Genomic DNA, 12,197 nt, shown 5'->3' with positions numbered 1-12,197 from the left:
GCTCCATCTAATGGAGTGTTTATGGCAGTCAAAGTCCTGGTGGTGGACGATTCGGGGTTTTTCCGCCGCCGCGTCTCGGAAATTCTTTCAGCGGATTCGAATATCCAGGTCGTCGGCACGGCGACCAACGGCAAAGAGGCGATCGATCAGGCGCTGGCCCTCAAGCCCGACGTGATCACCATGGACTACGAGATGCCGATGATGGACGGCATCACGGCCGTGCGGCACATCATGCAACGCTGCCCGACCCCGGTCCTGATGTTCTCCTCGCTGACCCATGAAGGCGCCCGGGTCACCCTCGATGCGCTGGATGCCGGTGCGGTGGACTTCCTGCCGAAGAATTTCGAAGACATCTCGCGCAACCCCGAGAAGGTCAAGCAACTGCTGTGCGAGAAGATTCTCAGCATCTCGCGCAGTAATCGTCGTGTCAGTCACTACAGCGCTCCGGCGCCCGTCGCTGCGCCAGCGCCGACGCCTGCGCCTTCCAGCGTGGGCAGTTTTACCAGCAGCGCGCCCGCGCGTCCGGCACCGGCACCGATCCCGGTGCGTACGCATGCACCCGCTACGTCGTCGCCCGCGCCAAAACGCAAAAACTACAAACTGGTGGCCATCGGTACGTCCACCGGTGGCCCGGTGGCCCTGCAACGGGTGTTGACCCAATTGCCGGCCAACTTCCCGGCCCCGATCGTGCTGGTTCAACACATGCCGGCCGCCTTCACCAAGGCCTTCGCCGAGCGCCTGGACAAGCTCTGCCGCATCAGCGTCAAGGAAGCCGAGGATGGTGACATCCTGCGTCCGGGCCTGGCGCTGCTGGCGCCGGGTGGCAAGCAGATGATGATCGATGGTCGCGGCGCGGTGAAAATCCTCCCGGGTGACGAGCGCCTCAACTACAAGCCGTGCGTGGACATCACCTTCGGTTCGGCAGCCAAGTCCTACGGTGACAAAGTTCTGGCGGTCGTCCTGACCGGCATGGGCGCCGATGGCCGTGAAGGCGCGCGCCTGCTCAAGCAGGGCGGCAGTTCGATCTGGGCGCAGGACGAAGCCAGTTGCGTGATCTACGGCATGCCGATGGCCATCGTCAAAGCTGAACTCGCCGACGCGGTGTACAGCCTCGACGACATCGGCAAGCACCTGGTCGAGGCGTGCATCTGATGGATGTTCTAAGCCTGATCGGCATCATCATGGCCTTTGTCGCCATCATCGGCGGCAATTACCTTGAAGGCGGTCATCTGGGCGCCCTGGCCAACGGCCCGGCCGCGCTGATCGTGCTCGGCGGCACCATCGGCGCGGCGCTGCTGCAATCACCGATGAGCGCCTTCAAGCGCGCCATGCAGATCCTCGCCTGGATCCTGTTCCCGCCTCGCGTCGACCTGGCCGGTGGCATCGATCGCGTGGTGAACTGGAGCCTGACCGCCCGCAAGGAAGGCCTGCTGGGTCTTGAGGGCATCGCCGACGCCGAGCCTGACAATTACGCTCGCAAAGGCCTGCAACTGCTGGTCGACGGCGCCGAGCCGGAAGCGATCCGCAGCATTCTGGAAGTGGATTTCTACACCCAGGAAAGCCGCGATATCGAAGCGGCCAAGGTCTTCGAAAGCATGGGCGGTTATGCGCCGACCATCGGCATCATCGGTGCGGTGATGGGCCTGATTCACGTCATGGGCAACCTGGGTGATCCGTCGCAACTGGGTAACGGCATCGCCGTGGCCTTCGTCGCCACCATCTACGGCGTGGCCAGTGCCAACCTGGTGCTGCTGCCGATTGCCGCCAAACTCAAAGCCATCGCACTGCGCCAGTCGCGTTATCGCGAAATGTTGCTGGAAGGACTGCTGTCGATCGCCGAAGGTGAAAACCCTCGCTCCATCGAGTTGAAGCTTCAGGGCTTCATGGATTAAGGGAATAAGCTCATGGCTCGCCGTCGCCAGCATGAAGAACACGTCAACCACGAACGCTGGCTGGTGTCCTACGCGGACTTCATCACTTTGCTGTTCGCCTTTTTCGTGGTGATGTACTCCATCTCTTCGATCAACGAAGGCAAGTACAAGGTCATTTCCGAAGCCCTGATCGGGGTCTTCACCGATTCCGATCGCGCGCTCAAGCCGATCCCCATCGGTGACGAGCGACCGAAGACCGTGACCCCGGCCAAGCCGCTGGTCAAGGACAGTGACCAGGTCGATGCCGGTGTCTCCGGCGCCAGCGATCCGCTCAAGAGCATCGCCGACGACATCAGCGCGGCGTTCGGTGACTTGATCAGCTCCAACCAGATGACCGTGCGCGGCAATGAGTTGTGGGTCGAGATCGAGCTCAATTCCAGCCTGTTGTTCGGCAGCGGCGATGCCATGCCCAGCGACATCGCGTTCAGCATCATCGACAAGGTCGCGGCGATCCTGAAGCCGTTCGACAACCCGATCCATGTCGAAGGTTTCACCGACGATCAACCGATCCGCACTGCGCAGTACCCGACCAACTGGGAGCTGTCCTCGGCGCGCTCGGCCAGCATCGTGCGCATGCTGGCAATGCAAGGGGTGAATCCCGGTCGCCTGGCGTCGGTGGGCTACGGCGAGTTTCAGCCGGTGGCCAACAACGCCACCGCCGAAGGCCGCGCCCGCAACCGTCGCGTGGTGCTGGTGGTGTCGCGCAACCTCGATGTTCGTCGCAGCCTGACCGGTACCGGAACCGCCCATGCGCAACCGGATGCCGCGTTGAAGCGTGCTGGCACACAAACTGCACCGACCCCGGTCAAGTCGCCGGTACGAGAGAACGCCGTCAATTCTCCGTCGCCCGCATTAACACGTTGAGCTATTTCTCGGCCGATCCGTTCGGTCGGGAGGAACAATCCGAATGAGAGTCTGGGCAGTCGCCAATCAAAAGGGTGGTGTCGGTAAAACCACTTCCTCCATCGCTTTAGCCGGGTTGCTGGCCGAGGCGGGCAAGCGCGTGGTCGTGGTCGATCTCGACCCCCACGGCTCCATGACCAGCTACTTCGGCTACGATCCCGACAGCCTGGAACACAGCAACTACGATCTGTTCCTGCACAAGGGCAACGTGCCCCAAGGCCTGCCGGGCCAACTGTTGCTGTCGACCAGCGACGAACGCATTTCCCTGTTGCCGTCCAGCACCGCGCTGGCCACCCTCGAGCGCCAGTCGCCGGGGCAGAGCGGTCTGGGCCTGGTGATTGCCAAGAGCCTGGCGCAACTGTGGCAGGACTTCGATTACGCCGTGATCGATAGCCCGCCCTTGCTCGGCGTGCTGATGGTCAATGCCTTGGCGGCGAGCCAGCAACTGGTGATCCCGGTGCAGACCGAACACCTGGCGGTCAAGGGCCTCGAGCGCATGGTCAACACCCTGGCGATGATCAACCGCTCGCGCAAACAGGCATTGCCATTCACCATCGTGCCGACCCTGTTTGACCGCCGCACCCAGGCGTCCCTCGGAACCTTGCGCGTGCTGCGCGACAAGTTCCCCGATGAAATCTGGCAAGGCTATATCCCGGTGGACACGCGCCTGCGCGATGCCAGCCGTGCCGGGCTGACGCCTTCGCAGTTCGACGGCAAGAGCCGTGGCGTTCTCGCTTACCGTGCGTTGCTCAAGCATCTGCTGGCGGCGCAACTTGTTGCGCAGGTGGCGTGACATGACCTCGATCCCTGTAGGAGCGAGCCTGCTCGCGATGGTCGTCAACGATGACGCGGGAAACCTGGCACCCCGTGGCGCTCTCAGGTTCATCGCGAGCAAGCTCGCTCCTACAGGTGAGCGCTCATGAATCGTCTGGTAAAGACAACATCGCGCCCGCAACTGGCGTTGCAGTCGTATCTGGATAACTTGCTGCAAGACGCAACCGAGGAGATGGCCGAGGTTGTCGAAGCGCTGAGCGTCGTCGAAGAGCAAGGCGTGCTGGACGAGTTCCAGGCTGCCGTGCTGGAAGAACAGGCCCGGGATGCGCAGCAAATCGCGGTGGCAGCCACTGCGGTGACTGCGCCTTTGGCCAGGACTTCCGTCGTCGTGATCGATGCTCCGGAACCCGTTCTGGCACCGGTATCGACCATTGCGCCGTTATTGCAAACCCTGGTGGCGCCGATTAAAGAGGCCGAAGTGCTGGAGACTCCTGTTATCGAGGAGCCTCAGGTACTGGTACCGCCCGTCGTCGAAGTGCATCTGCCACCGAGCAATACGCCGCCACCGGTGGATACCGAGGGTCGTCCGTCCTGGGCCGCCGAGCCTTTCGAATGCCTGCTGTTCGATGTCGCCGGCTTGACCCTGGCGGTACCGCTGGTATGCCTGGGATCGATCTATTCCCTGGCCGGTCACGAGCTGACGCCGTTGTTCGGCCAGCCGGAATGGTTCCTGGGCATCCTGCCGAGCCAGGCCGGCAACCTCAAGGTGCTCGATACCGCGCGTTGGGTCATGCCCGACCGTTACCGCGACGATTTCAAGCAGGGCCTGCAATACGTGATTTCGGTCCAGGGCTACGAATGGGGCCTGGCGGTGCATCAGGTCAGCCGCTCATTGCGACTGGACCCGAATGAAATCAAATGGAGAAGTCACCGGGGTCAGCGGCCATGGCTCGCCGGCACGGTGATTGAACACATGTGCGCCTTGCTCGACGTCGCCTCCCTGGCGGAGTTGATCGCCAGTGGCGGGGCAAAGCACATGTCCGGCAGCAAGCCGAACCACAAACCGACAAACATCAAATAAACAACAGGCGACGTCACTCGATGGCGTTGCACGGAACACACACCGCCAGGGCGGTTTCTTGAGGGGTCAGGGTATGAATGACAAGGCAACGGCGGCAAAAGGTTCCGAAGATCCGATCCTGCAATGGGTCACCTTCAAGCTGGACAACGAGACCTACGGCATCAACGTGATGCGCGTCCAGGAAGTCCTGCGCTACACCGAAATCGCCCCGGTCCCGGGTGCCCCGAGCTACGTGCTGGGCATCATCAACCTGCGCGGCAACGTCGTCACCGTGATCGACACCCGTCAGCGCTTCGGCCTGATGAATGCCGAGATCAGCGACAACACCCGTATCGTCATCATCGAAGCCGACAAGCAGGTTGTCGGGATCATGGTCGACAGCGTGGCCGAAGTGGTTTACCTGCGTCAGTCGGAAATCGAAACCGCGCCGAACGTGGGTAACGAAGAGTCCGCCAAGTTCATTCAAGGCGTGTGCAACAAGAACAACGAATTGCTCATCCTGGTCGAGCTGGACAAGATGATGAGCGAAGAAGAATGGTCGGAACTGGAGAGTATCTGATTGATTCTCGAGGTTGCGGTCATTGTCCTGTTCCTGTTCTGGGCAGGCACGCTGGCAATGTTCCTGGCGTACATTCGCGCCCAGAAGCTGATCGCCGCGCAACAGGCCCAGGGCGATGCGCAGCGCGACCAGCGCATCAAGGACCTGGGCAAACGCGTTGACAACTACCAGAACGGCAACGTGCGCATGGGCGAAGACCTGCATGAACTGCGGGCGATCGTTGCGCCGTTGCCGGACAAACTCGCTCAGCTGGAACAGCGCGACCCGACCAGCCTGTCGTTTGCCCAGGCAGCACGATTGGTCGGGATGGGCGCCAGCGTCAACGAACTGACCCAGTCCTGTGGCTTGACCCAGGCTGAGGCGGAGTTGATGAGCAAGCTTCACAAGAACTGAGTTTTGCTATCACGTTGAAATCGCTTTCGCGAGCAAGCCCGCTCCCACACTGGATCAATGTCGTACACAAAATTTGTGTTCACAGAAGACCGAATGTGGGAGCGGGCTTGCTCGCGAAGGCGGCCTCAAAAGCTCAGTAGTCATCCCCGCGTTCGGCGATGTCCTTCTCCACCATCGGGCATCCGGGTCCTGTCCCGCCGGAAACTTCCCCTTCAGATTTCACGCAAACGCAATGTCCCGGCAAATCGTTGGATAACGCTCCTGCGAAACATTGCCCCCCCAGCGCCATCCCCGCCCGCAATCTCAACACATCCGTTTTCACGTTCAGGCGCTTCGTGATGTCGCGCAGGATCGCACCTGGGACGCGTCCTACGTGGTCGTGGGACTCGGACTACTTGGTTTGAGGAAAGCGCTGACTTGTGGCAGTCGACCTCCGTCAGTACCGTGCGGCTCTTGTATTTGCCCTCGGTTTCAGACTGCGAGCCGAGTCTTCCCTCTTCAATCACGGACGTCACTTTGCGCCCCATCATCGTAATCGACGACCCGACCTCTGATGGAGGGCGTGTTTGTCAGGGATCGCCCTGGATGGATATCAACGGTTTCGCGGTGGCGAGAATCGGAGATCGAGTCTTGTGCCCTCATGGGGAATGCATGATCGAAAGTGGTGATGAAACACTACTGGTCGATGACAGGGCGGTTGCTCGTGACGGTGACCTGACTGCCTGCGGTGCAAGGTTGATAGCTACGCAAGAGGACACAGGCCTTCTCTAAGGAACAGAGATGGAATATCGAAGAAGTATCTACGACCGTATCTCCGAACGGCGGTTGGCGGTGCAGGAGGCTCAACGTCTGGCGGACGCGATATTTCCCTCGGGGGATTTCGCCTCCAGCTGCGTCAGCATTGCGCGGGCCTGGGTCTGGCTACCTTGCGGCGCTTATGACGCACCGTTGCCGGTGAGCGAACTGGCAGGGATGCGTACCGACTTCTCTCACGACCCACGCCTGCTTGATGCGCGCGGACTGCGACGGCCCATTCGCCGTCTTGCCACTCCCGCCGCAGCGCGTCCGGCAGTCGAGGCGCTGGGGCGTTCCAGTGAAATCCTGCAGGGCGCCCTGAAAAAATGGGCGTCGACAATGCGCGATTCAATCGACTGGTCGAACACCCAGGTTGTGTTGTTCGCCCCAGACGCTGTGGGAGCGATGGACTGGATTGATCGAGCCGTGAGCCTGTGGCCTCGGGAGCTGATGCCACTGCGTGGTTTTGACCTGCAGACCCAAGCCCCTGCGCAGTGGTTGCCCGAGGTCCTAGGTCACAGTGCCGGGCCGCAGGATCTGTTGTGCCTGAGTCTGGACACGTGGGGCTGCAAGGAGCAGGCGCCGTATTGCATACCTGATGAGATAGCCGGCGAAGCAGTCAGCGCGGTGTTACTGCGTCGCCGGCCGAAGTTTGCGGACCCGCAGACCGACAGTGCTTTGAAACTTTTTGCGCCAATCCAGCTGGATCATCCGGCACGCACTGCACAGGCGCGTACCGACACGCAAACCCTCGAACTCTTGATGGCAAAGCTGTGCGAGCGCACGGCCATCGATCCGGCGCGAGTCAGCGTGCTGATCGGGGAGGGCGCACTCGGTGACAACCGCCTCACTCAGCTCAACGAATACGCCCGGCGTTTCTTGCCAGGCCTGGACCTCGAGCACCAGGTTCGCCTCAACACAATTGGCGCCCGGTTCGGACCTTCGACCGGGCAATGGGTGCAAATCGCCCTCGCCTGGCTGACCGCAAGCGCTGAACCTGGCTGCGCCGTGTGGATACTGGATCGCACGTTATCCGACCAGACTCGGGGCTGGCTGATCGGCTGAAGCCTCATGGACTTGAAATACAGGGAGTTTGAACGGTGAATTCAATCACAGACGCCGCATTGGCCACGTTTGTCCAGCCGTTGAGCCAGGCTGGACGCCTGTTGCAACTGACGACACCCCTAGGGCAGGAGCTGTTCGCGTTGCGCGCCCATGCCCGGGAGCAACTGGGCCGGGTGCCTCGCTACACGGTTGACGTGATCAACCAGGCCACGGTGTTCGACCCGGAACAGCTCATTGGTCAGGCGGTGCAACTGAGCATCAAGCTGGACGACGGTAACTTGAGCCCCAGGCATGGCTGGGTGGAAAGCGTGCGCTACCTGGGAAGTGACGGCGGTCTGGACGACTGGCAACTGGTCTTCGCTCCCTGGTTCAGCCTGCTGGAGTACCGTGTGGATTGCCGGATCTGGCAGGAGGTGAGCCTTCCCGACATCCTCGCCCAGGTATTCCAGCACTATAGCCAGGCGCGTGGCGCGTACCGTTTCGAACTGTCACGGGAATATCCGCTGCTGTCCTACGTCACCCAGTTCAACGAGACCGATGCCCATTTCGTGCAGCGCTGGTGCGAACAGGAAGGTTTGTTCTGGTACGTGGAGCATGCGCACGATAGCCACTGCATCGTGTTCACTGACAGCGCCATGCTTTTACCGACCTTGAACCCATCGGCCTTGCGTTTTCATACGCAACAGGCCGCTGACCGGCAAGACAGCATTACTCAATGGAGCCCGGGTGCCCGATTACTCAATGGCGTGGTGCAATCGAGCAGCAGCGACTACCTCTGTCATGCCCGATCACAAATCACGCGAACTCCGGCGCTGCCTGCATCCTCGGCGCCGCCCGATCTCGAACGTTATCAATACCGTGGGCAATATGCCTGGCAAAACCCGGACCGTGGCGACTGGCTGAGCCGTGTGCAGATCGAGCAGGACGAGTCGGCTGCCAGACGCATCCATGGACAAGGTGGCGTGCGACAGATGCAACCCGGTCATGGTTTCGAGCTGACCCAACATCCATTGTATGAATTCAAGACACCCAAGGAACGCCAGTTCCTGATCATTGCGGTCGAGTTCTTTGCCCAGAGCAACCTGCCGGTCGGCACGCAGCGAGTCAGCCCGCCCGGCAGCCTGAAAGCGCTTTTCGAGTCCGAACAGCGTCAGTCGATGCTCGAGGTGGCTAACGAAGGCTTTTACCAGAATCGCTTTGAAACCCAGCGGTTGGACATTGCTTATCGCAGCCCTTTCACCCATGCCAAACCGGCCAACCCTGGCCCGCAAACCGCCGTCGTTGTGGCCCCGAGCGGTCGTGAGGTCTTTACCGACAATCTCAACCGTATCTGCGTACGCTTTCATTGGGACCGACTGCTCAAGGATGGCGAACTGGGCTCATGCTGGCTGCGCATGATGCAGGCCAGCAGTGGCGAGGGCTGGGGCAGCGTGAACGTGCCACGTTCGGGGGAAGAGGTCGTGGTGACGTTCCTCGACAACGACATCGACCGCCCATTGGTGATGGGGCAGGTCTATGGCGGACACAAGCCCGCCTGGCACTCGAGCGGGTTGATGAGTGGTTACAAGAGCCAGGAGATCAGGGGGCTCGGCTACAACCAATGGGTGATGGACGACTCCACCGGCCAGGTACGGACCCAGATCCATAGCAGCCATGGCCACAGCCAGTTGAACCTCGGTTATCTGATCGACCAGCAGGGCAATCAGCGTGGCGCCCTGCGGGGCACGGGCTTTGAGTTGCGCACCGATGCCTACGGTGCCCTGCGCGCGCAGCAGGGTTTGTATCTCAGCACCTGGCCACGCACCAAGGCGCAAGGTGGCCAGGTCGATGTCCAGGAAGCCCGGACGCAACTGACGAACGCACAAGCGCGGGTCAAGGCATTGTCCGAGGCCGCTCACCAGCACAACGCCCTGCCGATGCAGGGCAGTGTCGACAGCCTCGATCAGCTTGATATCGACACTCGGCTGGACTATGGCAGCGAGGGCAAACCTCTCACCAGTACTCAACGACAACCACGCAATGGCGGCGATACCGATGCGGCGATCAGTACGGGTGGCCGTGGCCGTACGGCCGGCTTTCACAAGCCGTTGTTGATCGCGTCAGCGCCCGCCGACATCGTCACCGCGACGCCGCAAAATACCCACGTCCATAGCGGCAAGCAGTTGACCTTGTCGAGCGGAGAGGACATCAACCTTGCCGGCGGCTCGTCATTGCTGGCCAGTGTTGCTCAAGGCATCAGCCTGTTCGCCAAGGCCGCGGGCGCCAGGCTGTTTGCGGCCAAAGGCAAGATAGAAATACAGGCACAGAGCGATGCCATCGAGCTCACAGCCCGGGACAGCGTGCGTATCACTTCGACCGCGCGCTCCGTCGAGATTGCCGCTCAGGATGAAATCCTGCTGACCAGCGGTGGCGCCTACATCCGCATCAAGGACGGCAACATCGACATCCATGCGCCCGGCACCGTTGATGTAAGGGGCTTGAAAAGGTCCTTCAGGGGCCCGGCACAACTTAACCGCGATAACCCGGCCTGGCCGGCAGGCTCGGCCAGGCAGTCACTGATGTTGGCGGTCGGGCAAAGCAGTGCAGCAGGTTTTCAGTCGTGGGCGGGCATGCCCTACACACTCTTTGCCAATGGGGTTCAGGCCGCAAGCGGTGTCATGGACGCCAGTGGCCGGATCGCTGTCGACCATCACGTCACCACCACCCGTTATCACATCGAACTGGCCAACGGCGTCAGCTACGAGGTGCCGGTGGGCGGCGACTACCTGGGAGAGCCGGGCAATGCCGAACGGGCCAACCAGGGTTTCCATCGCCATGAGCACCGGCCTCAACCTGAGGATACACCGCGGGATAGCCGTAGCCGGTTCCGCATGGCCTACACCCAACTGAATACTCCAGAAGCGGAGGCTTGAAGATGACCCTGCCCACGATCACAGTCCCGATCGCCACGAGCAAGACCACCTCCTGCCAGCTCAACCTGCCATGGTTCGTGCAGTGCACCGAATACGACCCGGTGCCCGCCACCTTCGAGCCGTTGGTGAACGGCGAGCGCGCCTTTGGCGCGGTTTATGACGCCATCATGACCGCCAAAAACAGCGTGGAAATCATTTGTTGGGGTTTTCAGCCGTCGATGTACTTCAAGCGGGGCGATACCCGTTCGCTGTGCATTGGCGATCTGCTGATCAAGAAAGCCCATGAAGGGGTTCAGGTCCGAATCCTGTGCTGGTACGACACGCTGCGTGTCGCCCAGACTTCGGAGAACCCGACACCCGGCGACAACGTCTCCAATTGGTCTGGCAGATTCAAGCAGAACCGCAACGGTGCACAAATCGAATATGACAAGTTGTGGTATCGCCAGGTCCGGCTGGCCTACACGGGCGCCGAAACCGGCCCCATCGAGCTGGGCCAGCGTTTCTTTCGCCTGATGCGATGGGGTAACGATCCCTCTCTGGGCATCAAGAACATCGAATTCGTCACGCGCGACTTCGGCTTGCTGGATCGCGCAGAAATTGCCTGGCGGCTGAACTGGAAGGCACTCGACAAGGATCGTGACACGATCAACAAAATCATGAGTTCGGTGGCGATGGTTGCCGAGCCGAGCCACCACCAGAAAATGGTGCTGGTGGACTACGAGCAACCAGAGGTCGCCGTCGGGTTCGTGATGGGGCACAACACGCTGGATGCCTATTGGGACGATGATCATCACGGACATGCTCGACTCCAGGCGCAGTTCGGGCGCAACGGCGAAACACCCCGGCAGGACATTTCCAGCCGAGTGACCGGGCCGGTGCTTGAGTTTTTGAACGACAACTTCTGCACCGCCTGGAAAAAAGAAACCCGCATCGACCTGCTGGGCCCTCGCCAGCACATCGCCGGACAACTGCGCGTGCGCCCAGGCTTTGGCCCTCCCGTCATGGCGCAGATACTCAGGACCCAAAGCCAGGAAGACATCCGCGACATCGAAAAGGTCTACCTGAAGGCCGTCAACAACACGACCCGATTCATCTACATCGAGAACCAGTACTTTCGCTGGCCACCGCTGGCGGACAAGATCAAGAGCGTCGTGCAAAACCTGCTCAATGGGGGCCGCGATCTTGAAAAAGACGGGCCGGTGTATCTGTTCGTCGTGACCAACTCCTCCAGCGAGGCCATGGGCGATGGCTCCGTCAATACGTTCCGCATGTTGAAGCAGTTGGGCCGTCCGGAGCTGATGCCGGGTGTCGCCAAGGACGAGCGGCGTGACGGTTTACTGGCCGAACTTGCGCAAGCCAGGCTGGCCGAGCGCCTGGCATCCATCAACGCACGCATCTTCAAGGATCAACGCGATACCGATCATGACCCGGCGGCGGCCCGGTACTACGAAACCTTGAAAGAAAAGCTGGAGCGCGCACGCGCCAGAGTGGCGCAGCTTGAAAATGAATTTCCCCAGAAGAACCAGTCCGTCATTTCACCCACGGAAATCCCCGGCCTGAAAGTGCACATTTGTACCCTGGTGGCACCTGATTCCCCGCCAGAAAACTGGATGGATGTGTATGTGCACAGCAAGTTGATGATTGTCGATGACGTGTTCACCACGTTGGGATCCGCGAACATCAATACGCGCAGCATGCAGGTGGACAGTGAGTTGAATATTTGTATTGAGGATCCGGCGGTGACTAGGCCGTTGAGGGAGCATTTGTTTGGGGTGCATACGGGG

11 protein-coding genes are annotated in these 12,197 nt (G+C 60.8%); all 11 read left to right on the top strand.

Going from position 1 to position 12,197, the window contains the following annotated elements:
• Positions 1–21: 21 nt before the first annotated feature.
• A complete protein-coding gene (locus AC07YV_RS01555; RefSeq protein WP_102699417.1) occupies positions 22–1,152 on the top strand; it encodes a protein-glutamate methylesterase/protein-glutamine glutaminase in 1,131 nt (376 codons plus the stop codon).
• Entirely contained in the window at positions 1,152–1,892 is a 741-nt protein-coding gene (locus AC07YV_RS01550; protein WP_007980738.1) for a flagellar motor protein, read from the top strand. Before AC07YV_RS01555 ends, AC07YV_RS01550 begins: the two co-directional genes overlap by 1 nt.
• Before the next feature lie 12 nt (positions 1,893–1,904).
• Positions 1,905–2,795, top strand: coding sequence for a flagellar motor protein MotD (gene motD / locus AC07YV_RS01545; protein WP_008052273.1), 891 nt, complete (start codon positions 1,905–1,907; stop codon positions 2,793–2,795).
• A gap of 43 nt (positions 2,796–2,838) precedes the next feature.
• Positions 2,839–3,627, top strand: coding sequence for a ParA family protein (locus tag AC07YV_RS01540; RefSeq protein ID WP_007980740.1), 789 nt, complete (start codon positions 2,839–2,841; stop codon positions 3,625–3,627).
• A 126-nt stretch (positions 3,628–3,753) separates the two neighbouring features.
• Positions 3,754–4,689 carry a CheW domain-containing protein gene (locus AC07YV_RS01535; RefSeq protein WP_102699416.1) on the top strand — a complete coding sequence of 312 codons (936 nt, stop codon included), beginning with the start codon at positions 3,754–3,756 and terminating at the stop codon, positions 4,687–4,689.
• Positions 4,690–4,762: 73 nt separating this feature from the next.
• A complete protein-coding gene (locus AC07YV_RS01530; protein WP_007980742.1) occupies positions 4,763–5,248 on the top strand; it encodes a chemotaxis protein CheW in 486 nt (161 codons plus the stop codon).
• On the top strand, positions 5,249–5,641 hold the full coding sequence (locus AC07YV_RS01525; protein WP_102699415.1) for a DUF2802 domain-containing protein: 393 nt from the start codon (positions 5,249–5,251) through the stop codon (positions 5,639–5,641).
• Positions 5,642–6,085: 444 nt separating this feature from the next.
• On the top strand, positions 6,086–6,412 hold the full coding sequence (locus AC07YV_RS01520; protein ID WP_494990263.1) for a PAAR domain-containing protein: 327 nt from the start codon (positions 6,086–6,088) through the stop codon (positions 6,410–6,412).
• A gap of 9 nt (positions 6,413–6,421) precedes the next feature.
• Positions 6,422–7,501, top strand: coding sequence for a hypothetical protein (locus AC07YV_RS01515; RefSeq protein ID WP_102699414.1), 1,080 nt, complete (start codon positions 6,422–6,424; stop codon positions 7,499–7,501).
• Between the two features lie 35 nt (positions 7,502–7,536).
• Positions 7,537–10,413 (top strand): type VI secretion system Vgr family protein, encoded by a 2,877-nt coding sequence (locus tag AC07YV_RS01510; RefSeq protein WP_102699413.1) that lies wholly within the window; start codon positions 7,537–7,539, stop codon positions 10,411–10,413.
• A 2-nt stretch (positions 10,414–10,415) separates the two neighbouring features.
• On the top strand, positions 10,416–12,197 hold a 1,782-nt coding region (locus AC07YV_RS01505), incomplete at its 3' end, for a phospholipase D-like domain-containing protein (protein WP_102699412.1).

It is taken from the genome of Pseudomonas sp. GW456-E7, from assembly GCF_059424105.1.
The sequence above is the reverse complement of the archived record's forward strand: the minus strand, read 5'-3'. Positions and strand labels throughout refer to the sequence as shown.

What these genes read in the sequence shown, in the direction of transcription:
- AC07YV_RS01535 (WP_102699416.1), top strand. Translation starts at nt 3,754, where the DNA reads ATGAATCGTCTGGTAAAGACAACATCGCGCCCGCAACTGGCGTTGCAG.
- AC07YV_RS01515 (WP_102699414.1), top strand. Translation starts at nt 6,422, where the DNA reads ATGGAATATCGAAGAAGTATCTACGACCGTATCTCCGAACGGCGGTTG.
- motD (WP_008052273.1), top strand. Translation starts at nt 1,905, where the DNA reads ATGGCTCGCCGTCGCCAGCATGAAGAACACGTCAACCACGAACGCTGG.
- AC07YV_RS01530 (WP_007980742.1), top strand. Translation starts at nt 4,763, where the DNA reads ATGAATGACAAGGCAACGGCGGCAAAAGGTTCCGAAGATCCGATCCTG.
- AC07YV_RS01555 (WP_102699417.1), top strand. Translation starts at nt 22, where the DNA reads ATGGCAGTCAAAGTCCTGGTGGTGGACGATTCGGGGTTTTTCCGCCGC.
- AC07YV_RS01540 (WP_007980740.1), top strand. Translation starts at nt 2,839, where the DNA reads ATGAGAGTCTGGGCAGTCGCCAATCAAAAGGGTGGTGTCGGTAAAACC.
- AC07YV_RS01550 (WP_007980738.1), top strand. Translation starts at nt 1,152, where the DNA reads ATGGATGTTCTAAGCCTGATCGGCATCATCATGGCCTTTGTCGCCATC.